The organism is Micromonospora pisi (assembly GCF_003633685.1).
Lineage (GTDB): Bacteria > Actinomycetota > Actinomycetes > Mycobacteriales > Micromonosporaceae > Micromonospora_G > Micromonospora_G pisi.
This window is the reverse complement of the sequence record NZ_RBKT01000001.1, coordinates 5,336,693-5,361,063: the sequence shown is the minus strand read 5'-3', so window position 1 is coordinate 5,361,063 and position 24,371 is coordinate 5,336,693. Positions and strand designations below refer to the sequence as shown.

General features: G+C 70.2%; 24 protein-coding genes, 1 tRNA gene and 2 pseudogenes. 12 read left to right on the top strand and 15 right to left on the bottom strand.

What is annotated here, in order from left to right; translation table 11 throughout:
- Positions 1 to 26 precede the first annotated feature (26 nt).
- Complete coding sequence (locus BDK92_RS22975; RefSeq protein ID WP_121158564.1) at positions 27 to 1,169, bottom strand: cystathionine gamma-synthase; 1,143 nt, start codon at positions 1,167 to 1,169, stop codon at positions 27 to 29.
- Positions 1,170 to 1,192: 23 nt separating this feature from the next.
- Here BDK92_RS22975 and BDK92_RS22970 point away from each other — a divergent pair, with 23 nt between their 5' ends.
- Together BDK92_RS22970 and msrA are read left to right on the top strand one after the other, a co-directional pair.
- Positions 1,193 to 1,612, top strand: coding sequence for an HIT family protein (locus BDK92_RS22970; protein ID WP_121158563.1), 420 nt, complete (start codon positions 1,193 to 1,195; stop codon positions 1,610 to 1,612).
- An 82-nt stretch (positions 1,613 to 1,694) separates the two neighbouring features.
- Positions 1,695 to 2,363, top strand: coding sequence for a peptide-methionine (S)-S-oxide reductase MsrA (gene msrA / locus BDK92_RS22965; protein WP_121158562.1), 669 nt, complete (start codon positions 1,695 to 1,697; stop codon positions 2,361 to 2,363).
- Positions 2,364 to 2,436: 73 nt separating this feature from the next.
- On the opposite strand, the gene BDK92_RS22960 is transcribed toward msrA, so the two are convergent.
- The gene (locus BDK92_RS22960; RefSeq protein WP_147457089.1) at positions 2,437 to 3,111 is read right to left on the bottom strand and encodes a hypothetical protein; all 675 of its coding nucleotides are present in this window, start codon (positions 3,109 to 3,111) and stop codon (positions 2,437 to 2,439) included.
- 177 nt (positions 3,112 to 3,288) lie between these two features.
- Between BDK92_RS22960 and BDK92_RS22955 the strand changes: the two genes are divergently transcribed.
- The 3 genes and pseudogenes from BDK92_RS22955 (at position 3,289) to BDK92_RS22950 (ending at position 5,322) form a co-directional block, all read left to right on the top strand.
- Complete coding sequence (locus BDK92_RS22955; protein WP_121158560.1) at positions 3,289 to 3,651, top strand: YciI family protein; 363 nt, start codon at positions 3,289 to 3,291, stop codon at positions 3,649 to 3,651.
- A gap of 49 nt (positions 3,652 to 3,700) precedes the next feature.
- A pseudogene (locus tag BDK92_RS39740) lies at positions 3,701 to 3,781 on the top strand (peptide-methionine (S)-S-oxide reductase MsrA); the annotation flags it as partial.
- 158 nt (positions 3,782 to 3,939) lie between these two features.
- Positions 3,940 to 5,322 (top strand): IS30 family transposase, encoded by a 1,383-nt coding sequence (locus BDK92_RS22950; RefSeq protein ID WP_425462251.1) that lies wholly within the window; start codon positions 3,940 to 3,942, stop codon positions 5,320 to 5,322.
- 64 nt (positions 5,323 to 5,386) lie between these two features.
- Here BDK92_RS22950 and BDK92_RS22945 read toward each other — a convergent pair whose 3' ends face one another.
- Complete coding sequence (locus tag BDK92_RS22945) at positions 5,387 to 5,578, bottom strand: DUF397 domain-containing protein (RefSeq protein ID WP_121158559.1); 192 nt, start codon at positions 5,576 to 5,578, stop codon at positions 5,387 to 5,389.
- Positions 5,579 to 6,082: 504 nt separating this feature from the next.
- Positions 6,083 to 7,294, bottom strand: a complete 1,212-nt coding sequence (locus BDK92_RS22940; RefSeq protein WP_211349336.1) for a Fic family protein — start codon at positions 7,292 to 7,294, stop codon at positions 6,083 to 6,085.
- A gap of 339 nt (positions 7,295 to 7,633) precedes the next feature.
- Here BDK92_RS22940 and BDK92_RS22935 point away from each other — a divergent pair.
- From BDK92_RS22935 to BDK92_RS22925, 3 genes and pseudogenes are all read left to right on the top strand, one after another.
- Positions 7,634 to 7,714: pseudogene (locus BDK92_RS22935) on the top strand (peptide-methionine (S)-S-oxide reductase MsrA); the annotation flags it as partial.
- A 316-nt stretch (positions 7,715 to 8,030) separates the two neighbouring features.
- Positions 8,031 to 8,951, top strand: a complete 921-nt coding sequence (locus BDK92_RS22930) for a ribonuclease Z (protein ID WP_121158558.1) — start codon at positions 8,031 to 8,033, stop codon at positions 8,949 to 8,951.
- The gene (locus BDK92_RS22925) at positions 8,948 to 9,460 is read left to right on the top strand and encodes a GNAT family N-acetyltransferase (protein WP_121158557.1); all 513 of its coding nucleotides are present in this window, start codon (positions 8,948 to 8,950) and stop codon (positions 9,458 to 9,460) included. The genes BDK92_RS22930 and BDK92_RS22925 overlap by 4 nt, the downstream gene beginning before the upstream one ends.
- Positions 9,461 to 9,509: 49 nt before the next feature.
- On the opposite strand, the gene BDK92_RS22920 is transcribed toward BDK92_RS22925, so the two are convergent.
- On the bottom strand, positions 9,510 to 10,880 hold the full coding sequence (locus tag BDK92_RS22920; protein WP_121162501.1) for a cystathionine beta-synthase: 1,371 nt from the start codon (positions 10,878 to 10,880) through the stop codon (positions 9,510 to 9,512).
- Between the two features lie 103 nt (positions 10,881 to 10,983).
- Positions 10,984 to 11,340: a YkvA family protein gene (locus BDK92_RS22915; RefSeq protein WP_121158556.1), complete on the bottom strand. Its 357-nt coding sequence runs from the start codon at positions 11,338 to 11,340 to the stop codon at positions 10,984 to 10,986.
- Positions 11,341 to 11,574: 234 nt separating this feature from the next.
- Here BDK92_RS22915 and BDK92_RS22910 point away from each other — a divergent pair, with 234 nt between their 5' ends.
- The 3 genes from BDK92_RS22910 to BDK92_RS22900 all read left to right on the top strand — a co-directional run bounded on the left by BDK92_RS22910 (position 11,575) and on the right by BDK92_RS22900 (position 14,984).
- Positions 11,575 to 12,756, top strand: a complete 1,182-nt coding sequence (locus BDK92_RS22910) for an SGNH/GDSL hydrolase family protein (RefSeq protein WP_121158555.1) — start codon at positions 11,575 to 11,577, stop codon at positions 12,754 to 12,756.
- Entirely contained in the window at positions 12,753 to 13,595 is an 843-nt protein-coding gene (locus BDK92_RS22905) for an SGNH/GDSL hydrolase family protein (protein WP_121158554.1), read from the top strand. Before BDK92_RS22910 ends, BDK92_RS22905 begins: the two co-directional genes overlap by 4 nt.
- 126 nt (positions 13,596 to 13,721) lie before the next feature.
- A complete protein-coding gene (locus BDK92_RS22900) occupies positions 13,722 to 14,984 on the top strand; it encodes an acetyl-CoA C-acetyltransferase (RefSeq protein ID WP_121158553.1) in 1,263 nt (420 codons plus the stop codon).
- Between the two features lie 36 nt (positions 14,985 to 15,020).
- Here BDK92_RS22900 and BDK92_RS22895 read toward each other — a convergent pair whose 3' ends face one another.
- The 3 genes from BDK92_RS22895 to BDK92_RS22885 all read right to left on the bottom strand — a co-directional run bounded on the left by BDK92_RS22895 (position 15,021) and on the right by BDK92_RS22885 (position 16,486).
- Positions 15,021 to 15,341 carry a hypothetical protein gene (locus tag BDK92_RS22895; protein ID WP_121158552.1) on the bottom strand — a complete coding sequence of 107 codons (321 nt, stop codon included), beginning with the start codon at positions 15,339 to 15,341 and terminating at the stop codon, positions 15,021 to 15,023.
- A 131-nt stretch (positions 15,342 to 15,472) separates the two neighbouring features.
- Complete coding sequence (locus BDK92_RS22890; RefSeq protein ID WP_121158551.1) at positions 15,473 to 16,291, bottom strand: Bax inhibitor-1/YccA family protein; 819 nt, start codon at positions 16,289 to 16,291, stop codon at positions 15,473 to 15,475.
- A 111-nt stretch (positions 16,292 to 16,402) separates the two neighbouring features.
- Positions 16,403 to 16,486, bottom strand: a tRNA-Leu gene (locus BDK92_RS22885).
- 101 nt (positions 16,487 to 16,587) lie between these two features.
- Between BDK92_RS22885 and BDK92_RS22880 the strand changes: the two genes are divergently transcribed.
- Positions 16,588 to 18,444, top strand: a complete 1,857-nt coding sequence (locus BDK92_RS22880; protein WP_246017202.1) for a DUF6541 family protein — start codon at positions 16,588 to 16,590, stop codon at positions 18,442 to 18,444.
- Positions 18,445 to 18,548: 104 nt separating this feature from the next.
- Here BDK92_RS22880 and BDK92_RS22875 read toward each other — a convergent pair whose 3' ends face one another.
- From BDK92_RS22875 to BDK92_RS22850, 6 genes are all read right to left on the bottom strand, one after another.
- Positions 18,549 to 19,874, bottom strand: a complete 1,326-nt coding sequence (locus BDK92_RS22875; RefSeq protein WP_246017201.1) for an NAD(P)/FAD-dependent oxidoreductase — start codon at positions 19,872 to 19,874, stop codon at positions 18,549 to 18,551.
- A gap of 105 nt (positions 19,875 to 19,979) precedes the next feature.
- The gene (locus tag BDK92_RS22870; protein WP_121158549.1) at positions 19,980 to 20,549 is read right to left on the bottom strand and encodes a hypothetical protein; all 570 of its coding nucleotides are present in this window, start codon (positions 20,547 to 20,549) and stop codon (positions 19,980 to 19,982) included.
- A gap of 37 nt (positions 20,550 to 20,586) precedes the next feature.
- The gene (locus BDK92_RS22865; RefSeq protein ID WP_121158548.1) at positions 20,587 to 22,023 is read right to left on the bottom strand and encodes a DUF58 domain-containing protein; all 1,437 of its coding nucleotides are present in this window, start codon (positions 22,021 to 22,023) and stop codon (positions 20,587 to 20,589) included.
- The gene (locus BDK92_RS22860) at positions 22,020 to 23,033 is read right to left on the bottom strand and encodes an AAA family ATPase (RefSeq protein WP_121158547.1); all 1,014 of its coding nucleotides are present in this window, start codon (positions 23,031 to 23,033) and stop codon (positions 22,020 to 22,022) included. Before BDK92_RS22860 ends, BDK92_RS22865 begins: the two co-directional genes overlap by 4 nt.
- On the bottom strand, positions 23,030 to 23,632 hold the full coding sequence (locus BDK92_RS22855) for a hypothetical protein (RefSeq protein WP_121158546.1): 603 nt from the start codon (positions 23,630 to 23,632) through the stop codon (positions 23,030 to 23,032). The genes BDK92_RS22860 and BDK92_RS22855 overlap by 4 nt, the downstream gene beginning before the upstream one ends.
- On the bottom strand, positions 23,629 to 24,339 hold the full coding sequence (locus tag BDK92_RS22850) for a DUF4129 domain-containing protein (protein ID WP_121158545.1): 711 nt from the start codon (positions 24,337 to 24,339) through the stop codon (positions 23,629 to 23,631). The genes BDK92_RS22855 and BDK92_RS22850 overlap by 4 nt, the downstream gene beginning before the upstream one ends.
- Positions 24,340 to 24,371 lie beyond the last annotated feature (32 nt).

The window sequence follows — 24,371 nt, the reverse complement described above, 5'->3', positions numbered from 1 at the left end:
GCACTCCCCACCCCTCCCCCGAAGCCTCAGCCGAGCGCCTGCTCCAAATCGGCGAGCAGGTCGTCAGCCGTCTCGATGCCGACAGACAGTCGCACGAGATCGGCGGGAACTTCAAGCGCCGAGCCGGCGGCACTCGCGTGTGTCATCCGACCAGGGTGTTCGATCAGCGATTCCACCCCGCCGAGCGACTCGGCGAGCACGAAGAGCTTGGCCCGGTTGCAGATCTCCACCGCGTGCGCCTCGCCACCGGCCGCCCGGAACGAGATCATGCCGCCGAACCGGCGCATCTGCTTGGCCGCCGTCTCGTGCCCCGGGTGATCGGGCAGGCCGGGGTAACGCACCTCGGCGACCGCCCGGTGGGTGCTCAGGTAGTCCACCACCCGCTCCGCGTTGTCGCAGTGCCGGTCCATCCGTACGCCGAGGGTCTTCACGCCGCGCAGGGTGAGCCAGGCGTCGAACGGGCCGGGTACGCCGCCCATCGCGTTCTGGTGGTAGGTCAGCTCCTCGCCCAGTCCCCGGTCGGCGGCGATGAGCGCGCCACCGATCACGTCGGAGTGGCCGCCGAGGTACTTGGTGGTGGAGTGGACGACCACGTCCGCCCCGTGCGCCAGCGGCTGTTGCAGGTACGGCGACGCGAACGTGTTGTCGACCGCGAGCAGCGCCCCGGCCTCGTGGGCGATCGAGGCGAGTGCCGCGATGTCGGCGATGCCGAGCAGCGGGTTGGTCGGCGTCTCCACCCAGACGACCTTGGTCTGACCGGGGCGGACGGCGGCCCGTACGGCGTCCGGGTCGGAGATCCTCGCCGCGGTCCACTCCAGCCCCCAGCGGTGCAGCACCTTGGCGAAGAGCCGGTACGTGCCGCCGTACGCGTCGTCCGGGATCACCACGTGGTCGCCGGGCCGGCAGACCGTACGGAGCAGGGCGTCCTCGGCGGCGAGGCCGCTGGCGAAGGCGAGCCCGACCTGGCCGCCCTCCAGCGCGGCGAGGCATTCCTGCAGGGCCGCGCGGGTCGGGTTCGCCGAGCGGCTGTACTCGTAGCCGAGCCGGGGTGACCCGACTTCGTCCTGGGCGTAGGTGCTGGTCGCGTAGATCGGTGTGACCACCGCGCCGGTACGTGGATCAGGTTCCTGACCGGCGTGGATGGCGAGCGTCTCGAAGCCGTAGTTCATCTGCGTGACGTTAGTCTGCCCGGGTGTTGCCTTGCGTGTTCTGTGGCATTGTCGCGGGTTCCGTGCCGGCCTTCACCGTCGCCGACGAACCGGCCGGGGTGGCGTTTCTGGACACCAGGCCGGTGTTCCGGGGGCACGTGCTGGTCGTACCGCGCGAACACTACGAGGTCCTGCCTGATTTGCCTGTTTCATCGCTTGCTGGATACTTCGGCCTGGTACGTCGGATCACGGTCGCGGTCGAGACCGGCCTCGGCTGCGGCGGCACCTTCGTGGCCATGAACAACCGGGTCTCCCAGTCCGTGCCGCACCTGCACACCCACGTGGTGCCCCGGACCAAGGGCGACGGCCTGCGCGGCTTCTTCTGGCCCCGCACCACGTACGACGACGCCGACTCGGCGACCGGGTACGCCGCCCGGATCGCCGCCGCACTCCCACCCGCCTGAGCCGCCAGCAGGCGGGTAAGCCGGGTAAGGATCGCGGACCGGCCAGCGTTACACCCGGCAGACGTACGAGAGGAGACCAACCGTGTTCCTACGGCGAATGAAGGCCGACCTGCCCGGTCCCGGCGAGGCACTGCCCGGACGCAGTTTCCGGATGCCGGTGGCCGACAAGCACGTCGTACTCGGCACGCCGATGCAGGGGCCGTGGCCCGAGGGCAGCCGTACGGCGGTCTTCGGCATGGGCTGTTTCTGGGGTGCCGAGCGCCTGTTCTGGACCCTGCCAGGGGTGATCTCCACCTCCGTCGGCTACGCCGGCGGACAGACCGCCAACCCGACGTACGAGGAGGTCTGCTCCGGGCTCACCGGGCACACCGAGGCGGTCCAGGTGGTCTACGACCCCACGAAGATCAGCTACGAGGACCTGCTCAAGGTCTTCTGGGAGAACCACAACCCGACCCAGGGCATGCGCCAGGGCAACGACGTGGGCACCCAGTACCGATCGACGATCTACGCCACGAACGACGAGCAGTTGGAGATCGCCCGCGCGTCCCGCGAGGCGTTCGCCCCGGTGGTGGCGAAGGCCGGCCTGCCGGAGATCACCACGGAGATCGACAAGCTGGGCGAGTACTACTACGCCGAGGACTACCACCAGCAGTACCTCGCGCCGACCAAGAACCCGGACGGCTACTGCAACCACGGCCCGAACGGGATGAGCTGCCCGGTCGGGGTGGCACGGGTAGCCGACGCCACCTGACCTGCCGGAACTATGTGGCCGCCAGCCCTGCTGGTGGCCACATAGGCGCGCTCGTGGCGGTGAGCATGGCCGTCTACGTCATCGTCGTGCAGTCCTGGAGAAGCTCGGCCCGCTGAAGTAGGCGCAGCCAGGCGTCCGTGAGCTCGCCCTTGTTCCGGCCCTTCCGGATGCGGTGCTCCAGCAGGCCGGGGCCGAGCACGAGGGAGACCAGCTCCGGATAGCGCGGCCCGAAGACCCACTCGGCGAAGAAGGTCACCGCGTCCGGCGCGATCGGGTGGTGGACCTCCTCGACGACCTCCCAGTCGATGTTCTCCTGGAACCACATCCAGTCGTCGACGTAGTACACGTCGCCCTTGACCGGGTCGAGGGAGATGGTCTCGCCGCCGCGCACGCCGAGGCGGCCCTCCGTCACGGATCGCCTCGACCACATCTCCCAGCCAAGATCGATCGGCATGGGCAGGAGCATCTCGATGTCGGGCCGCGCCCGCCACCCCTCGATCGAGCGCAGCTCGTCGGGGCAGTCGAACCGGAAGAGCGGGCCGTCGACCCACTCGAACATCCGGAACGCCGCCACGGCGGCCGGTGGCGCGTCCGCGGGCGCCTCCCGCAACGCGAGCGGCGGCCCGATCTCGACCGCCAGGCCCGACTCGGCTGCGGCGGCGCGGCACCGCTCGACCCTGCTTCGCAACTCTTCCAGCACGCGGACCATTGTCGTCATGGCGGTTGTCGTCATGGCGGTTGTCGTCATGGCGGCGAGCAGAGTGTTACCTCGTCCGCTCGCCCACGTGGACCGGTGACGGACGCACCACCGCTCCCCCGCCAACATCGACGTGGAAATTTCCGGCCTGAGGTGTCGTATCCGTGCGGCGCCGTTCGTAGCGAGGATGGAGGCAGACAAAGGTCCGCCCGGAACGAGGGAGCAGACATGGCCGAGTACCTCATCTACTTCAACCAGCAGTGGGTGGGCGACCACACTGAGGAGTGGTTTCGCGGGCGCGGGCCACTCGCCGCGGCGGTCGTGGACGAGATCAAGGCGGCCGGGGCGTATGTGTTCGCCGGGGGCCTGGAAGAGGACGGCCCCGTCTTCAGTGCCGACGCCACGAACGGCACCTTGATGTTCACCGACGGGCCCTACGTCGAAACCAAGGAGTGGCTGGGCGGGCTGACCGTGGTGGACGTGGCCGACGAGGAAACGGCCCGGATGTGGGCCGGCAAGATCGCGGAAGCATGCGGCTGGCCCCAGGAGGTCCGACGGTTCGGCCACATGCCACAACCCGGTGATGAATGAGTGGGGAGTCGGCGGTCCCAGCTGCGAATTACTACACCCTGCGCCAGAGTCCAAGAACCCGGACGGCTACTGCAACCACGGCCCGAACGGGATGAGCTGCCCGGTCGGGGTGGCGCGGGTAGCCGAGTAGCCGACGAAGCGCCGCTTACACACCCGATACCTAGAACGCCCTCCGGCACCACGCCGGGGGGCGTTCGGCGTACCCGAGACAAAGCAACACCCCCGTACCGAGCCGCGGGTTCTAGCGATCCCCGCAACACCCCTGGGTTTCAGGGGGTTGCGGGGATCATGCTTTCGCCGGAGTTGCGGGTGGGGTTCTTCGAGGCGCTGGACCGTGAAGGCGGCAACGTCTCGGTGGCGGCCCGGTCGGTAGGGGTGAACCTGAACACGGCGTTTGGGTGGGTGCGGAAGGCTGGCCTGCGAGGGTGTGGGAGCGGCGGCAGCGGGGGTCATCCTGGGCGTGTGGAGTACGACCGGTTGCGTGCCGACGGGGTCAACCGGAAGGAGGCCGCTCGGCGTGTCGGGGTGAATGTGCGCACCGCCCGGGACTGGGATCACGGGGTGCGATCTGTAGGACATACCCGCATCTATCCCGACGGGCGCAAGGTGGACTACCGGACGGGTGTGACCACGATGGCCACCGCGTCTCAGCCGCGGTCGGTAGGGTCCCTGGAGGCCGAACTCCATCCTCGGTTCCTGACCCTGGTCGAGCGTGAGACCATCGCTGACCTGCATCGTGAAGGCGTCTCCCTGCGGGCGATCGGGCGCGAGTTGGGCCGGCCGGCATCGACGATCAAGCGAGAGATCGATGCCCGTTCCGTCGACGGCGTCTACCGGCCGCACCGGGCCCAGCGAGCGTGGGCGAAGGGGCGTGCGCGCCCCAAGACCTCCAAGCTGGCTCAGGACGGCCCGTTGCGCGACTACGTCACCAGCAGGTTGCGGGAGGAGTGGTCACCGGAGCAGATCTGCCACGCTCTTGTCAGCCAGTTCCCCCACGACGGGAGCATGCGGGTGAGCACGGAGACGATCTACCAGGCGATCTACGTCCAGGCGCGTGGCGGGCTGCGGCGCGAGGTCGCCGCAGCACTGCGTACCGGACGCACCAGGCGCAAGCCCCACCGGCGTCCTGATCAGCGCACCGCGCGGTTCGTCGACAAGATGGTGATGATCTCTGAGCGTCCGCCCGAAATCGAGGACCGGGCCGTGCCAGGCCACTGGGAAGGTGACCTGATCGTCGGCACCCGAAGCGAGTCCGCGATCGTGACCCTGGTCGAACGCACCACCCGCTACGTGATGCTCGGCCACCTACCCGGCGGGCACACCGCCGAGGAAGTCCGCGACGTCCTGATACCGCTGATCCAGGCCCTTCCCGAGCATCTGCGCGGATCGCTGACCTGGGACCAAGGCTGCGAGATGGCCGCGCACAGGCAGCTCTCCCTGGCGACCGGGATGGCGGTCTACTTCTGCGACCCGCACTCGCCCTGGCAGCGTGGCACCAACGAGAACACCAACGGCCTGCTCCGGCAGTACTTCCCCAAAGGCACCGACCTGAGCATCCACGGCTCCGAAGATCTTGAGCACGTCGCCCAGAAACTCAACCGTCGACCACGCAAAACACTCGGCTGGGAAACCCCAGCCGAGCGCCTGCGTGATCTACTGACATCCGTCTAGACCATCAGGTGTTGCGAGGACCACGAGAATCCGCCAGCTGGCACGGGGGCGTGAGAAAGATCTGCTAGCCCTGCTTGGCGAAGCCGACGAAGGCGCGCCACGCATCGGGGGCGAAGGTCAGCGTGCCGCCGTCGCGGTTCTTCGTGTCGCGGACGAGCACGCGGCCGGGCAGGTTGTCGGCGACCTCCACGCACTGCCCACCCGCGCCGTTACTCCGGCTGCTCTTACGCCACACGGCACCGGTTTGGTTGCTCATTGCTCCGTCTCCTTGGCGATCATGATCAACAGGTCGGCCGACCGGTCTACGTCGAGCGCCAGACCTTCAAGCGCCTTCGCACGATCCCAACCAGCGGCACAGCACCTACTTGCAGGCGAACACGAGTGGGAGCCCCTGCCTGACGACGACGGCGACGTTCGGCTCCGTGGGGAGTGACGCAGCACTAAAGAAATGGTGCCAGCACAGAATTGCAGAGCCGGCCCGCCCTGGGCGCGCGTTGTCTTCCCCGTGGACGACGCCCCAGGGCGGATCTTTACCTGTCCGGGTGGCGGGCGCCGGGGAACGCCGAGCAGGACGACGAAGTGACGGAACTAGCGTCACTCTCGTTTCTGCCTGAAGGCTTCTTCTTCCTCCTTCAACATCTATAGCTAGTGACGTTCGTTCCGTCACTTCGTCACGGGGCCGCGTGGCGCACGTGAGCTGACACGCACGTCAAGCAGCAACACCCGAGGGGCGCCTTCCAGAGGGCGCCCCTTCAACAACCTAAGGCTCTTTCACCAGAACATCGAATGCGTCGGGCGCGTAAAAGCGACGGCCAGACCCGCCCGCAGCGGCGTGAACCTCAGCAAGGATCCCCAGGTGGATCATCTGCTGAACAAGACCGTTGGCGCGACCATAAGAGATTCCAAGGTGCTTCTCGACATCTCGAACGGTAAAGGCCGTCCGGGCAATAGCGAAGTCTACCAACGCATGCGCGGTATCAGCCCTCAGCGGAGACTTTCGAATACGCTCCTTGAACGACTCCTGCACTGCCACCAATGCTTTCATACGTTCATGCGTGGCATTCGCGGACGACTCGAGGCCGGTGGCGAAGAACCTTACGTACGGGTCCCACGCCCCTTCAGTACTGACGGCAAGCAACCGGTCGTAGTACTCCGACCGTCGGGCTTCGAACCACGGTGAAACCGTGAGCGTGGGTTCGAGGAGGACGCCTTGCTTCAGCAGGTGCGCCACAATGAGGAACCGACCGATACGGCCGTTCCCGTCGTGAAACGGGTGAAGCGTTTCGAACTGATAGTGGGCAAGCGCTGCCGCCACCACAGGATCGGTCTCCTGCATCACTTCGCTGTCGGTCATCCAATCGAGAAGACCACGCAGATTCGCGGTGAGATCTAGACCCGGTGGCGACGGAACGAACCGAGCCGAATGCACCGCCAGTGCGCCTGACGGGGCATTCGTTCGCTGACCGACGACTACCTGATGATTGCGAACGGCTCCGGAGTTGACGGTTTCGCCCCGAGTGCCCCTGACGAGCATCGCTTGCAGTTGCTCCAGCATTCCCACCGTCAAGGGCATACCTTCTTCTATCCAATCGAAGGCAGCGTCACCCATGCGAACGTAGTTCAGGACCTCGCGTAGATCTAGATTCGTCGGTCGTTCCTCGTTAGCAATGAGGACTTCACCCAACGGTGCGTAGGTACCCTCCAGCGCTGACGTACTCTGCGCCTCAGCCTGTAGCGCAGGCCGCCTAAAGATTCGTGGGTTTGACAGGCGTCGCGCCGTGCTGTCGAGAGCTCCGAGCGCCGCGCGTGCGTCGGCAACCATCCGGTAGGTCCGCGCACTGAGGTCCGGAGGTAGCTTGGGCAGCGGATGCGGCACGAACGCCACGTGTTCCCACTCACCGCGGCGGGGATCGACACCATTGATCTTGACGAGGTCTCCGGGCGCCTGCGAAGTGAAGATCGAAACGTCCACCATGCCATCATACGCAGGCTTGTCAGACATCCACATGTTGACTGACATCGGCCGGTCCGGTCGTCGCCATTGCAATGAACGGCCAGATCACTGACATGGACAGGGCTGCCGTGTCACTAAACTGAGATGCAAGACGCAGCCGTTGCACTGAAGAGCTCGCGGAACTAGCCGCGCTCCGGACGCGCTTCACGAAGTGGCGAAGTCAGCTTCAAGGTCACATAGGTTCAGGCTCGCCCCCAACCGCCTGACCAGCCCGTTGCGTCAGGCGGGGCGACGACCGTTCCCCGCCTTCTCGATCTTGACGTCACGGACTCAGCAGTAGGTCTCCGTTCGCCAGGGTCCAAGAACCCGGATGGCTACTGCAACCACGGCCCGAACGGCATGAGCTGCCCGGTCGGGGTGGCCCGTACCGGTACCTGAGACAGGGCGAACCCGGACGAGACCAGTGATCTAAAACCATTGGCGGAGCCGTCCCGATGTGGTTAACGTGGCCGTACACGTGAAGGGAGGTGGTCCAAGCTTTGTGTAGCAACGGGACTCGTGAGGTGGCTGTCCGCTAGCCGCTGTCCTTGACAGTGCAAGACCGTCGAGACCGTGTGGCAGCGGTGCGGCGAAAACCAGACAGCCACCCGACCCCCGGGGTGCCGGTTCAGTCCGACCGGCCCGCGCACCGCGCGGAAGCCCCGGGGGTCGTTCCATATCCGGCGACGACCTTCCCGACCCGAAAGGGCTCCCGGTGACCAGAGAACTGGTGATCCTGGGCACCGCGAGTCAGGTGCCCACCCGGCAGCGCAACCACAACGGCTACCTGTTGCGCTGGGACGACGAGATGATCATGTTCGACCCGGGCGAGGGCAGCCAGCGACAGATGCTCTTCGCCGGGGCCTCCGCCACCGACCTGACCCGGATCTGCGTCACCCACTTCCACGGCGACCACTGCCTCGGACTACCCGGGATGATCCAGCGCCTCTCCCTGGACCGGGTGCCGCACCCGGTGCCGGTGCACTTCCCCGCCGGCGGCGCCGAATACTTCGCCCGGCTGCGGCACGCCAGCTCCTTCCACGAAACCGCCGACGTACGACCGGAACCGGTCGAACAGGACGGACAGACCATCCCGGTACGCGGCGGCACGATCACCGCCCGCCGGCTGCACCACCCGGTCGAGGCGTACGGCTACCAGCTCGTCGAACCGGACGGACGGCGGATGCTGCCGGAACGGCTGGCCGCGTACGGCATCGCCGGTCGGGCGATCGGCGAGCTGATCCGCGCCGGCCACCTCGACCTCGACGGGCGCCGCGTGTCGCTGGCCGAGGTCAGCGAGGAGCGCCGAGGCCAGCGCTTCGCCTTCGTCATGGACACCGGACTCTGCGACGCGGTCTACGCCCTCGCCGAAGCCGCCGACCTGCTGGTGATCGAGTCGACCTTCCTGACCGAGGACGCCGCGCTGGCCGCCGAGGCCGGCCACCTGACCGCGGCGCAGGCCGCGCGGGTGGCCACCGAATCCGGGGTACGCCGCCTCGTACTGACCCACTTCTCCCAGCGCTACCCGGACCCGGCGCGGTTCGCCGCCGAGGCGCGGGAACACTTCACCGGTGACCTGGTGATCGCCGAGGACCTCGGCCGGGTACGGGTGCCCCGGCTATCCTCGCCCGTGTGACCGCCATCCTGCGCCCCGCCACCGCCGCCGACCTGATCGCCGTCGGCGGCCTGCACGCGCGCTCCCGGCAGGCCGCCTACGGTGGCTTCCTGCCCGACGAGGCGTTCGCCGCCGACTCCGCCGAGCAGCTCGGCCGGTGGTGGAGCGAGCGGTGGAAGTGGGAGCAGGAGACCCACCTGATGACCGTGGTCGAAGCGGGCGACCGGCTGGTCGGCTTCAGCTACGTCGGCCCACACGAACTCGACCCGACCGGGTACGGCGAGCTCTACGCCATCCACCTGGAACCGGACCAGCAGGGCCGGGGACTGGGCCGGGCGTTGATGGTCGACGCGCTGACGACCCTGCACGGGCGCGGCTGGCGCCGGGCCGCGCTCTGGGTGCTGAGCGAGAACGCCCACGCCCGGGAGTTCTACCAGCGCGGCGGGTGGACGGCCGACGGCACCACCCGGACCGAGCAGATCGGCACCGCCCCGACCCCACAGCTGCGTTACGTCCGCGACCTGCCCTGAGCCACCCCGCCGACCCTGGAGGTCGACGGGGTGCGTTCCGTCCGACCGGTCAGCGGGCGCCGAGGTGGGCGAGCAGGTCCTGCCGGGTCAGTACGCCCCTGGGCTTGCCGTCGACCAGCACCAGCGCGGCGTCGGACTTCTCCAGCAGACCGACCGCCTCGCTCACCGGCTGCCCACCACCGATCATCGGCAGCGGCGGCCCCATGTGCCGCTCGATCGTGTCGTGCAGGTGCGCCTGACCGGTGAAGAGCGCGTCGAGCAGGTCCCGCTCGGCGATCGAACCGGCCACCTCACCGGTGACCACCGGCGGCTCGGCCTTGAGCACCGGCAACTGGGAGACGGCGTACTCGCGCATGTAGTCGATCGCGTCCCGGACCGTCTCGGTCGGGTGTACGTGGATCAGCTCCGGCACCCCGCCCGGCTTGCTGCCCAGCGCGTCGGCCACGGTCGGCTGGCTGTTGTCGGTCTCCAGGAAACCGTAGCGGGCCATCCAGTCGTCGTTGAAGATCTTCGACAGGTAGCCCCGACCACCGTCGGGCAGCAGCACCACGATCACGTCGTCCGGGCCGGCCTGCCGGGCCACCTCCAGCGCGGCGACCACGGCCATCCCGCAGGAGCCACCGACCAGCAGCCCCTCCTCGCGGGCCAGCCGCCGGGTCAGCTCGAACGACGCCTTGTCCGAGACCTCGATGATCTGGTCGGCCACGTTCTGGTCGTACGTCTCCGGCCAGAAGTCCTCGCCCACCCCTTCGACGAGGTACGGCCGGCCGGTGCCACCGGAGTAGACCGAGCCCTCCGGGTCAGCGCCGATGATCTTCACCGCGCCGCCGGAAACCTCCTTGAGGTAACGGCCGATACCGGAGATCGTGCCGCCGGTGCCGACCCCGGCCACAAAGTGGGTGATCCGGCCCTCGGTCTGCTCCCACAGCTCCGGGCCGGTCGTCTCGTAGTGCGAACGCGGGTTGGCCGGGTTGGCGTACTGGTTCGGCTTCCAGGCGTTGGGGATCTCGTCGGCGAGCCGGTTCGAGACGTTGTAGTACGAGCGCGGGTCCTCCGGGGCGACGTTGGTCGGGCAGACCACCACCTCGGCGCCGTACGCCCGCAGCACGTTGCGCTTGTCCTCGCTGACCTTGTCCGGGCAGACGAAGACACACTGGTAGCCCCTGAGCTGGGCGACCAGGGCCAGTCCGACACCGGTGTTGCCACTGGTCGGCTCGACGATCGTGCCCCCGGGCTTGAGCAACCCGGCCTGCTCCGCCTCCTCGACCATCCGCAGCGCGATCCGGTCCTTGACCGAGCCACCCGGGTTGAAGTACTCCACCTTGGCGAGCACCGTCGCGGTGATGCCGGCGGTGACCTGGTGCAACCGCACCAGGGGCGTGTGCCCGATCAGGTCGACGACATTGTCGTAGTAGCGCACTTCACTGTGCCTTTCCGCGTGGCCGGCCTCGGCTCGTGGCCGGGCGGTGGTCCGTGGCTGTACCAGGTCAGCCCCCATGGCTGCGAGGCCAGCCTACGTGCCGTCAGGGCACCACGTGACCGGGGATCACGCTGTCCCGACGCGCCTCCCAGAGCAGGTAACGCTCGGTCTCGGCGAGCACGCTCCCGGCCAGCCAGGTCACCATCAGCGCGTCGTCGGCCAGGCCGAAGACGGCCAGCAGCAGTTCCGGGGCGAAGTCGATCGGGGACGCCACATACGCGGTCGCCGCCGCCATCAGCGCCAGTCGCAGGCCGCCGTCGTACTCGCCGCGCGCGGTCGCGCGGATCATCCGGGGTATCGCGGCCAGCCGGGCGCCGAGCGACGGGCCGCCCCGCGACCCGGATGTCAGTGCCCGGGCCAGCGCCGCGAATGCCGCCGTCCGCTTCAGTGTCTTTGCCATTGTCCGCACCCTCCTTCCGCCCATGATGCACATGGGGGCGACATCCTTTCCAGGACCGGGAACCGGGCAGGGCGCCCACCAGGGCACAGAGGTGCAGAACACCCCGATGAGGGACAGGGAGGACGACCGGTGCCGCCGGCCGGGTCGCCGGGAGCCGGAACCATGACAGCGCGGGAGGACCCACCGCGATAGCCTCGGAGGCCGCAGGATGACCGCGTAGGCGGGGGGCGCTTGATGAGTACGGCCGGTTCGGTGGCGCGGGAACGGGCGCCGTGGCGCCGCGCGCGCCGGATCGCCAAGCTGACCATCATCGGTGCCGGCGTCACCGCGGCGACCACGGTGGCGGCGTGGGGAGTGCTGATCGGTCAGGCCCGGCAGGCCCGACGGGTCATACCGCTCGCGGAGGCGCCGCCGCCGCGTGGTGACGGGGTGTACGGGGCCCGGTTCCCGGGCAAGCCCCTGACCATGGTCATACTCGGTGACTCCTCCGCCGCCGGGTACGGCGTGCACCGCCCACGGGAGACCCCGGGTGCCCTCCTCGCGACCGGCGTCTCGCGCCGACTGCGCCGACCGGTCCGACTGCACCGGTACGCGGTGGTGGGCAGTCGGTCCGCCGGCCTCGCCCCGCAGGTGGAAGCGGCCCTGGAACAGCAGCCGGACCTGGCCGTGATCCTGGTCGGCGGAAACGACGTGACCGCCCGTACACCGTTGTCGATCGCCGTACGCTATCTGGTCGACGCGGTCCGTGAGCTGCGCGGCGCCGGCGCCCAGGTGGTCGTCGGCACCTGCCCCGACCTGGGCGCGATCCGACCCATCAAACCCCCGCTGCGCTGGCTGGCCCGGCGGTGGAGCCGGCAACTCGCCGCCGCGCAGACCGTGGCGGTGGTCGAGGCCGGCGGGGCCACGGTCTCCCTGGGCGACCTGCTCGGGCCCCGGTTCGCCGCCGAGCCCGCCCGGATGTTCGCCTGGGACCGCTTCCACCCGTCGGCCGAGGGGTACGCGGTCGCCGCCGCGGCACTGTTGCCGACCGTACTGATGGCGCTCGGCGTCACCGAGGAGCAGCGTCCGCCGCTCGCCGCGGGCGAGGGGGTCCGGTCGTTGCCGGCCGCCGCGCACGAGGCCGCCCGCAACGCCGGTACGGAGGTCAGCGGTGCGGAGGTCGGCGGCCGGGAACGCGGGCCCGCCGGTCGCTGGGCGCAGTTGCGCCGCCGCCGCGCCTGGTTCGGCCACCAGCGCGGCGAGGAGCCGGCGGCGCGTGGCCCACAGCCGACGGCGCGGGACACTGGGCCCACAACAAGCGGAACGGAGCCGGCGGCGCCCGGACCCGGGCCGGTCGCGGGTGGACCGGAAACAGGGCACGGCGAGAAGTCGGCGGCGACCGGAGCGACGTCATCCACAGTGGAGGAGCGAGCATGACAGCGAGCAGGACCGGGCGCCGTCGGGGCGGTATCGCGGGCCGGATCGGCCGGGCCGCCGCGATCACGCTCGTCGCCGGTACGGTCGGCGGGGCGGCCGTGCTCGCCGGCGAGGTCGTGCTGGCCCGCAACCGCCGGTACGCCGAACCGGAACTGGGATTGGCGCTGCGCTCGGTGGTCGGCCGGACCGGTGCGGCACCACTGCGACTGGTCCTGCTCGGCGACTCGGCAGCGCTCGGGGTCGGCGTCAACCGGCTCCGGGACACCGTCGGCGGCCAGCTCGCCTGGCTGCTCTCCGAGGGCGCCGGCATCGGCGGCGGGACCATGGCGGCGCAGGGGCAACGACTGGTCCACCTCTCCAGCGTGGGTGTCTCCGGCTCCCGGGCCACCGACCTGGCCACCCAGGTGGCGCGGGCACTGCTCGGCGAACGCCCGGACGTGGCGGTGATCCTGATCGGGGCCAACGACGTGACGGCGCTACGCCGTACCGGTGAGACCGCCTCCTACCTCGGCGCCGCCGTACGCCGACTGCGCAACGCCGGGGTGGAGGTCGTCGTCGGCACCTGCCCGGACCTCGGGGCGGTACGCGCCCTCGCACCGCCGCTCCGGCAGATCGCCGGTCTGCTCGGTCGACGTACCGCGAAGGCGCAGGCCCGTGCCGTACTCGAAGCGGGCGGGGTCGCGGTCGACCTCGGTGCCGAGACCGGGCCGGTCTTCCGGGCCGACGCCGGCACGCTCTGCCATGACGGCTACCACCCGTCGGCGGACGGGTACCGGGTCTGGGCGCACGCCCTGCTGCCGGCGGTGGCGGAAGCAGCGGCGGTCACCCGTCAGCACTGACCGCCGCGGGCCGGTTTCCGGACGGCGACTGCGGCCCGTTCCGGACCTCGTTTCGCCGTGACGGGCCAAATTGGTCACAGCGGCGCTCACTTCCGCAACAAGTTACCCGCCGGTTAAGTTAGAGCCATGTCGACCGATCCCTCCCGCACCGCCGTCATCGTCGCCACCGCCCGTTCCCCGATCGGCCGCGCCGGCAAGGGCTCGCTGCGCGACCTGCGGCCGGACGACCTCGCCGCCACCATCGTCCAGGCCGCGCTCGACCAGGTACCTCAACTCGACCCCACCCAGATCGACGACCTCTACCTCGGTTGCGGTCTGCCCGGCGGCGAGCAGGGCTTCAACATGGGCCGGGTGGTGGCCACCCTGCTCGGCCTGGACACCCTGCCGGCGGCAACCGTGACCCGCTACTGCGCCTCGTCGCTGCAGACCACCCGGATGGCCTTCCACGCGATCGCGGCCGGTGAGGGCGACGTCTTCGTCTCGGCCGGCGTCGAATGCGTGTCACGCTTCAGTCGCGGCAGCTCGGACGGCCTGCCCCCGGAGGCCCAGGCCCTGGTCGGCGGCGGCTGGCAGAACCCGCGCTTCGCCGATGCCCGGGCCCGGTCCGCGGCCCGTACCGAGGCCGGTGCCGAGCACTGGACCGACCCCCGGCTGGGCGGCGCACTGCCCGACATCTACCTGTCCATGGGGCAGACCGCGGAAAACCTGGCCCAGGTGTACGACGTCACCCGCGCCGAAATGGACGAGTTCGGCGTACGCAGCCAGAACCTCGCCGAACAGGCGATCGCCGCCGGCTTCTGGTCCCGCGAGATCACACCGGTGAAGCTCCCCTCGGGCGAGTTGGTGAGCACCGACGACGGACCCCGTGCCGGGGTGACGATGGAGGCGGTGGCCGGTCTCAAGCCGGTGTTCCGCCCCGACGGCAGGATCACCGCCGGCAACTGCTGCCCGTTGAACGACGGCGCGGCGGCGGTGATCGTGATGAGCGAGCAGCGCGCCCGTGACCTCGGCATCACTCCGCTGGCCCGGATCGTCGCCACCGGGGTCACCGGGCTCTCCCCGGAGATCATGGGGCTCGGGCCGGTCGAGGCGTCCCGGCAAGCGCTGCGACGGGCCGGCATGACCATCGACGACGTCGACCTGGTCGAGATCAACGAGGCGTTCGCCGCCCAGGTGATCCCCTCGTACCGGGAGTTGGACATCCCGCTCGAGAAGCTGAACGTGATGGGCGGAGCAATCGCGGTCGGCCACCCCTTCGGGATGACCGGGGCGCGGATCACCGGCACCCTGATCAACTCGATGCGCTGGCACGACAAGAGCATCGGCCTGGAGACGATGTGCGTCGGCGGCGGTCAGGGCATGGCCCTGATCCTGGAACGGCTCAGCTAGTCCGGCACGCGGTGGACGGTCTCGACCTGCCTGGCCCTACAGGGCACGGCGGGTCGCCGTCACCTCCGCCTCCGCCTCGGCGAGCACCGACGCGGCCGGGGCGGCGGCCAGCAGGTCTGCCGTGACCACCCGAAGCTGGTCCGGCAGGGCAAGATCGTTGTCGAGCCGGGGCACCGTACGTCGTGGTCCGCCCTCGGCGTCCGCAGCCAGGTTGGCGAGCTGCTGGATCAGCCGGTGCAGCAGATCCGCCCGGGAGACGTTGCCGACCGTGGCCGAGGCGGCCCACCGGGGTCCGATCCAGTGCGCCACCTGACCGACCAGCAGCTCGACCGACCGACCCAACTCCTCCGCACCCATCCCCCGACCCTAATGCCCCGGCGCTCCAGATCCGAGACCCCGACCGGTGGCTGGACCGCAACGGCGGACGCCCGCCCCGAGAAACTCGGGGCGGGCGTCCGGCGGACTCGATCAGGTCGACGCGACAGGTGTCAGTCGTCACCCTGGAAGTAGCTGATCAGGCGCAGCACCTCGAAGTAGAGCCAGATGAGGCTGACCAGGATGCCGAACGCCGCGGTCCAGGAGTAACGCTGGGGAAGGCCCATGCGTACGCCCTCTTCGACCTCGTGGAAGCTCAGGATGAAGCTGAGCGAGGCGACCACGATGCAGATCAGGCTGAAGCCGATCGCCAGCGGGCCACCACTACGCAGGCCGGTGTCGAAACCGAACAGCGACAGCACCAGGTTGATCAGAATGACCGCGAACAGGCCGACCATCGCGGCGATGACGCCACGGACGAACTTGGGCGTCGCCCGGATCGCCTTCGCCCGGTAGAGGATCGCCATCAGGAAGAACACCCCGAAGGTGGCGACCACCGCCTGGAGCACGATGCCGTTGTAGAGCGACTCGAAGGCCTTGCTCACCGCGCCGACGAGAACACCCTCGACCACGGCGTAGGCGATCACAAGCGCCGGGTTGGCCATCCGGGAGAAGCTGATCACCAGGCCGAGCACCAGCCCGACCACCAGCGCACCGATCCAGGCCAGGCCCATCAGGGCGTCCGGCACCAGCAGCCAGGCTGCGGTGGCGGAGGCCCCCGTGATGCCGAGCAGGGTGACGGTCTTGACCACAACATCGTCGATGGACATCGGCTGCACCGCAGGGGGTGCGGCCGGGTAGGCTCCCGCCGTCGTCGGGTACGGCTGCCCGTAGCCGGGCTGCCCGTACGGACCGGCCGGGGCGTACCCGGCGGCCCGCTCGCGCTCGGCCGCCTGGCCGAGCCGGGCCAGCACCGGGTTGGAAGTCTTCACTTTCAGGCCTCCCTCAGGGGGTCGATACACGGTGAGACCGTGCCGCGCTCAAGGGTAGTGGGTCTTTGCCAACTTTGCGGGATTCAGATACCCAGATGGTATGGCAAATGCTGGTGCCCGGGGCGGGGGTCGAACCCGCATGCCTTGCGGCAGCCGCTTTTAAGGCGGCCGTGTCTGCCTTTCCACCACCCGGGCAGGCGGCTCACGAGGGCACCCGCACCCTCGTGCCTGTCACGGTAGCGGGTTGGCGCCCACCGGGCGCACCCCGTCGACCGATCGGCATTAGGGTCAAGGCCGTGACCAGCCCAGCCCCCGCAGCGCAGGACACCAAACTTAGCGAGGACACAGCGGACACCATTGCCGGCGTACCCCGGTCCCGGTGGGCCCGGTGGCAGGCAGCCATCCGCCCACACCTACCCGACCTGGGGATCTGCCTTCTCTTCCTGCTCCTGGCCGGATGGTTGACCAGCGGAATGTGGCCCGATCCCGGTGCCCGTACGCTCTCGCTCAACCCCGAGGACCAGGTGCTCTACGAGTGGTTCCTGGCTGCCGACGCCCGGGCCCTGCTCGGCGACTTCGGGCTGCTCAGCGACCGGCTCAACGCCCCCGACGGGGTGAACCTGATGGCGAACACCACGATCATCGCCCCGGGAGTGCTCTTCGCCCCGGTAACACTCGTCTTCGGGGTGACGACGACCTTCGCCCTGCTGGTCGCGGGCAACCTGGCCGTCACCGCGATCGCCTGGTTCCTGCTCTTCCGGCGGGTCCTGGGTGCCCGGCGGCTCGCCGCCGCGCTCGGCGGCGGCTTCTGCGGCTTCGCCCCCGGCATGATCTCCCAGACCAACAGCCACCTGCACATGACCGCGCTCTGGCTGATCCCGGTGATCGTCTGGCTGGTGGTACGACTGCTCCGGGCCGCCGACCCGACCGCCCGGCCGGACCGACCCGGGCCGGACCGACGCCGGATCGTCACCTCCGGGATCGGACTCGCCGCAGCGGTCTCCGTACAGGTCTTCGTCGGCGAGGAGGTGCTCTTCCTCACCGCCCTCACGTTGATCATCATGACCGTCGCGTACGGGATCGCGAACCGGCAACTCCTCCGGCGGGCGCTGCGGGGATTCGCCACCGGACTGCTGATCGCGGTCGGGCTGGCCGGAGCCGCCCTGGCCTACCCACTCTGGTTCCAGTTCGCCGGACCCCAGAGCGTCCCGAACGGCATGTTCAGCCCGTACTACTTCTCGGCCGACCTGGCGAGCTGGACGGCGATCTCACCGCTCTCGCTCGCCGGCAGCGACGCGTCCGCCCGGCTCACCACCGGACCGGCCGAGTACAACACCTTCCTCGGCTGGCCGCTGCTGCTCGTCACCGTCGCCGCCGTGGTCTGGCTGTTCCAGCAACGGGTACGGCGCCCGCTACTGATCGCGGTCACCGCCGCAGGGGTGCTGATGGCAGCACTCTCGCTCGGCCCCGACCTGGTGATCAACGGAGAGCGGACCAGCTTCCCCGGGCCGTACGGGCTGCTGCTCGGCGTACCCGTGGTGGACGGCGCACTGCCGATGCGGTTCGCCCTGGCGCTGATCCCGCTGATCGCGACGGTGCTGGTGCTCGCCGTCGACCGGGCGTCGCGGGCCGAGGTCCGGTCGACCCGGATCCTGGTGCCGGCGCTGGCCGCCGCCGCCCTCCTGCCGATCTTCCCCACCCCGCTGCCGACCGCCGCGCGGCCGCCGCTGCCGACGTTCATCAGCGGCGGACACTGGCGCGACTGTGTCGCCCCGGGCGGGGTACTGGTGCCGGTGCCGTTGCCGACGCCGAAGGAACCATGGGCGATGCGCTGGGCAGCCGCGGCCAACAACGAGTTCGGCATGCCGGAGGGCTTCTTCATCGGGCCGTACGCGTCCGGCGGCAAGGCGTCGATGGGCACCTACAAGCAGCCCACCTCGGCGCTCCTGGCCGAGGTCGCGAAGACCGGCGCGGTGCCCCCGATCAGCGACGAGCAGCGCCAGCGCGCCCGCGGCGACCTGGCCTTCTGGAACGCCTCCTGCGTGGTCCTGGCCGACGACGCACCCCGGGCCGAGAGCCTGCGCACCGCGCTCGAGGGCCTGCTGGGGCCGGCGACCCGGGTCGCCGACGCCTGGACCTGGAAGATCCGCTAACCACCCCGTGCCGGCATCCGCCCGGCACAGGGACGCCCGGCCCGAGCGTTAGGAAGGGCCCCTTGTTATACAAAAAGCGATAACAAGGGGCCCTTCCTTACACCTCAGGAGCGGGGGGCGATGCGCGGGGTGGCCTCGACGAACTCCTCGCGCGGGTCGTGCAGCTGGCCCAGAGCGACCACCTCACGGCGCAGGACGAAGGCGAGCACCCAGTCGACCAGCACCCGGACCTTGCGGTTGAGCGACGGGATCCGACTCAGGTGGTACGCCCGGTGCATGGCCCAGGCCGGCAGGCCGGTCAACTTGATGCCGTACACCTGGGCCACGCCCTTGTGCAGCCCGAGGCTCGCCACGCTGCCCGCGTGCTTGTGCTTGTAGTTCTTCGGCAGCCGGCTGCGCAGCACCGCCCGGATGTTGTCGGCCATCTGGGCCGCCTGACGCACCGCGTGCTGGGCGCTGGGTGAGCAGAACGTGCCGGGCGGACCGGTCAGGTCCGGCACCGCCGCACAGTCGCCGGCGCTCCACGCCCCCTCCAGCACCCGGTCCCCGTCGACCACCTGGAGGGTCGGCAGACAGGTCACCCGGCGCCGCTCGTCACGGGGCAGGTCGGTCTGGTCGAGCATCGGCGACGGCTTGACACCGGCGGTCCAGACGATCGTGTCAGCCCGGAAGCTGTCCCCGTCGGAGAGCTTGACCACGCCGTCCACGCAGGATTCCAACCGGGTGTCCAGCCGGATGTCCATCTTGCGCTTGAGCAACTGCTGCACGGTGTACGCGCCCATGTCACGGTCGACCTCGGGCAGCACCCGCAGGGTCGCCTCGACCAGCACCCACCGCATGTCCTCCGACGAGAGCTCCGGGTAGTACTTCAGCGCGTCCCGGGCCATGTCCTCCATCTCGGCCAGAGCCTCGATGCCGGCGTACCCGCCACCGACGAAGACGAAGGTCAACGCGTTGCGCCGGGTCACCGGGTCGGCGGTGGCGGCCGCCACGTCGAGCCGGTCCAGCACGTGGTTGCGCAGGTAGATGGCCTCACCGATGGTCTTGAACCCGATCCCCTGCTCACGCAGACCGGGAATCGGCAGGGTCCGCGACACCGACCCCGGCGCCACGATGATGTGGTCGTACGGGATCTCCCGGGCCGGTCCGATGATCGGCTGGACGGTCGCTGTCTTCCGGGCGTGCTCGATCCGGGTCACCTCACCGGCGACGATCGTGCAGTTCCGCAGCGCCCGGCGCAGCGGAACCACCGCGTGCCGCGGGGAGATGTTGCCCGCGGACGCCTCGGGCAGGAACGGCTGATAGGTCATGTGTGGTTGGGGGTCAACCACCATCACCTCGGCCTCCCACGAGTGGAGCTTCTTCGACAGACGCAGGGCCGCGTACAACCCGACGTGCCCAGCGCCAACTACGAGGATCCGTTTTTTCACCCTTCTATCTTTCCCCGGCCCGATAACTTCTGGGCGGTAGATGCCCCGGTTGTGACCGAGAACGCCAGCGTGACTTAGCTGACCAGGCCACATATGAGATCGACGTCACTCTGTCCCGGTGCGCCGCAACATCCAACTGAGCAGAGAGGCCGCCAGGGCGGCGACGGCAAGACCGGCGATCGCGGCGACCACGAAGCCGCCCTCGTCCCACCGCTCGGCCAGCGCGATCAGCAACACCGCCAGTACGGCCGAGGCGAGCACCACCGCCAGCGCGTTCACCACCCAGCGGGCGATCAGGTCGGGCGAGACCGCCGCGTCGTACGGCAGTTGGGCCGCCAGGGCGCAGAGGCTGTGGGTCAGGTAGAGGAAGGTGGCCAGCCCGAGCAGCCGCCAGAGCTCGATCGGCTCGCCGTAGTAGCTCGTCTGGGCAACCCAGCCGATCACCGTCAGGAGCACGGTGAGGGTCGGCCAGACCCGTCCCGGGGCGATCGCCGGCAGGAGCGCGGCGATCAGCAGCAGGACCACTGCCCGGCTGGCCAGGATCGCCGGCGGGTACGCCAGCACGAACGCGACCAGCCCGCTGAGGAAGATCACGCAACGCAGCAGCAGCGGGGCCAGGGTGGCACGGGTGATCACCGTGTAGATCGACCGGATCCGCTCGGAGATGGCGTTCACCGGCCCACCCACCTTCGGTCATCCATGATCGTTTCGGTCACCGGCCGACCGCCCTGGGCGCGGAGGCGAGCCGGGCGACGTCACGGAGCACCAGGTCGAGGCTGCCGGCACCGGCCCACGGCACCACCGGTACGCCGTGCTCCCGCAGCTGTCCGATGGTGTTCTCCCGATCGAGTCGCCAGAGCCGGTGGGCCACCTCGGTCCACTGGCCGCGTCGGGGCGGGGCGGTCAGCTCCGGCAGGGTGTCCACCGCGACCACGAACCGACCGGAGCGGACCAACCGGGCCAGCATCGCCGCCGAACGGGTGTCGACCAGCGGAGTGAGCACCACCACGAGCGCGTTCGAGGAGAGCACCTGGGGTCCGAAGACCTGGTCGTACGGTTCGTGCTCGGAGTTGGCGGCGGTGACGTCGAGCAGCCACTCCAGCGCGATCAGGTACTGCCGCCGGCCGGTGGCGGGACGGAGCCGGCGGGCGGCCGGGCCGTACTCGAGCAACGAGACCCGGTCGCCCCGGTGCAGGTAGTGCTCGGCAATCGCGGCGGCGGCCCGGACGGTGGTGTCGAGCACCGACGCGGTGCCCCGTACACCGCCGGAACGGCCCGCCTCGGCGAGCACGTCGAGCAGGAGCACCACCTCGGCGTCCCGATCCGACAGGGTGGCGGCGACGTGCAGTTGCCGGGCCCGTAGCGACACCCGCCAGTCGACTCGGCGCAACCGGTCACCGGGGCCGAAGATGCGTACGCCGGCCAGTTCTCCGCCCTCGCCCGGTCGCCGGGACCGGTGGCCGCCGACCAGGCCCGCGGCCCGGGGCATCGCCTCGTCGGCGTCGAACGGCTCGGTCATCGGATAGACCCGGACCCGCTGCGGATCAACCAGCACCGGCCGGCTGGAGAGCAGCCCGGCGCAGGCGACGGCCCGCACACCGGCCGGGCCGAACGGGTGCCGACCCCAGCGGGTGGTGAGCCCGGTCAGCTCCAGGTCGACCGCCTCACCCGCGACCACGGAGAACGCCAACGGCCGGCCCACCCCGGCCGGCCCGGCGAACCCGGCCTCGCGGATGGTGATCCACGGCGAGACCCTGGTCCGGACCACGGCCAGGTCGTAACCGGCCAGGTCCGGGTTGCCCACGGTCACCACACCGGCGAACACGCCTCCCTCGACCAGCGTCCCGTCCTCGGCAGCCACCTGGATCCGGGGCGGCTCGGCGGGACGTCGCCGCAGGGCGTACGCGGTGCCGAGCGCGAACGGCGCGGCGAGCACCACCAGGTCGACCCGACCGAGCAGCACGCCGCCCATCAGCAGCAGACCGGTGAGGAGCACGGCCCGGCCGAGCGCCCGGGTCGGCGTCCACCACTGCGGCACCGCCCCGGTCTCCGACGTCGACACCGGCACCGACTCCGGACCGGGGTCGCCCTGCGCGCCACGACGCGGCTGCGGTACGGCGGCCCTCAGGGGCACGGAGCTGCCGGTCATACCGCGCGTGCTCCGCTGGCGTAGCTCGGCAGCGCGCCACTGGCCGGTGCCGGGGTCCGGTCGAGCACCTCGTGGACGACAAAGGCGGGATCGACCCGACGCAGCCACATCTCCGGCCGCAACGTGATCCGGTGCGCCAGCGCGGGCGCCGCCACCTCCTTGACGTCCTCCGGGATGACGTAGTCCCGGCCGGCGAGCGCCGCCTTCGCCCGGGCCAGCAGCAGCAGGGCGAGCGAGCCTCGGGGCGAGGCTCCGACCAGCACCGAGGCGTGCTCCCGGGTGGCCGAGGTCAGGTCGACGATGTAACGGCCGATCGAGTCCTCCACCACCACGTCCTCCAACGCGGCCTGCATCTGGCGCAGCCGGGCGGCGTTGACGATCGGTGCCAGCTCCGCCTCCTCCTGGCGGCGGGACATCCGGCGACGCAGCACCTCCCACTCCTCCTCGCGGGCCGGGTAGCCGAACGAGACCCGGAGCAGGAACCGGTCGAGCTGTGCCTCGGGCAGCGGATAGGTGCCCTCGTACTCGATCGGGTTGGCGGTGGCGAGGACGTGGAACGGCGGGTCCAGCCGGTAGGTGACACCCTCGACCGAGACCTGCTTCTCCTGCATCGCCTCCAGCAGCGCCGACTGGGTCTTCGGCGGGGTCCGGTTGATCTCGTCGGCGAGCAGCAGGTTGGTGAAGACCGGCCCGGCCCGGAAGGTGAAGTCGGCGCTGCGCTGGTCGTAGAGGAACGAGCCGGTGACGTCGGCGGGGAGCAGGTCCGGGGTGAACTGCAACCGGCGGAAGTCGAGCCCGAGCGCCTGCGCGAACGAACGCGCGGTCAGCGTCTTGCCCAGGCCCGGCAGGTCCTCCAGGAGTACGTGACCGCCGGCCAGGATGCCGGCGAGCACCAGCTCCAGGGCGTCCCGTTTGCCGACCACCACGGTGCCGACCTGGTCCAGCACTGCCCGGGCCAGTCGGGCCACCTCGAAGACGGAAGTCGTCTGGACCTGGTCGGCGTCGTTCATAACTTCTCCAATTGGGCGACGATCGCGGCGAGCTCACGCGGCGGGGGCGTCCGCTTCGGGGGGCTGTCGAGGAACTTCCAGACCTGCTCGCCGAGGAGCTTGCGGGCCCGCTCCGGTTCGGTGGCCCGGGTCAGTCCGTGCCGCTGGCGCAGCCGCTCGTCGACCAGCTCACCGAGGTCCGGGTGGACTGCCTCGGCGTACCTGCCCCGGGCCTCGGACCCGATCAACCTGTTCTCCCACACGTTGACCGCGGCCCGGAGCGCGTCGATCGAGCCGAAGTGGTACATCCCGTCGTCGGCGCCGGACGAGTGCAGCGGCCGGACCGTACGCCGTGGTGGTGGTGCCACCTGGCCGGTGGCCCGGCGCAGCAGCAGCAGGGCCAGCCAGCCGGCGAACGCCGCCGGTACGGAGATCCCGAGGGAGAACATCCGGAGCCCGACGACGGTGACGGCGGTGAACCCGGCGGCGAGCAGCACCGCCCGGATCCACCAGCCGAGGCGGAACCGTCGGCGGGTGACCGTGGGCTGCGGCTCCGGCTCGTAGCCGAACGGTTCCCCGGTGCCGAGCAGATCGTCGATGCTGGCCGTACGGTCGCTCACGAAGCCACCCTCGTGGTCAGTTCGGAGCGGAGCCGCTCCAGCGCGGACCGGGCCTGGGCCCGCATCCGCTCGTCGACACTGTGGGTGGCGTACCTGGCCTCGCGGTAGACCTGGGCGAACGCGGCCAGCACCTCGGCGCTGACCACTCCGGTGCCACCGCGCAGCAGCCGGGTCACCAGGTCGGTCGGGGTGTCGCCGACCTGCCGGGGTACCCCGGCGGCGGACGCCGCCTGCTCCAACCGGACCCAGCAGGCGATCACCGCCCGGCGCGGGTCGGTGTCGGAGTCGGAGAGGTCGACCAGCCCGGCGTCGAGGGCGGCCACCACCGCCTCGGCGGTCTGCGCGGCTGTCGCCGACCGGGCACCTGGCGGCATCCTTCCGGCCCGTCGGCGGGCGAGGTCCCGCAGGAGTCGGCGGACCACCACGACGAGCAGGGCCAGCAGCCCGAGGGCGGCGAGCCCGAACGCGGCGGCGACCAGCCAGCCGGGAACCGTCCACGGCTCGGCCGGGGCGAGCTCCAGCGGAGGTTCGGTCTGCGGCACCTGCTGCGACGGCTGGATCAGGACATCCTCGGCCGGTGGGGCCTGCTCGGCCTGTTCGAGCCGGTCGATCCGGAGCGACGATTGCGCGGTCGAGAGCGCGGCGAGGGCGAGCAGAAGCGCCACCGCCGCAAGCGGCCACCACCTACGCAGAGCGGAACCGGCCATCCCGCTTACCGCCCCCGAACCGTCGCCTATGT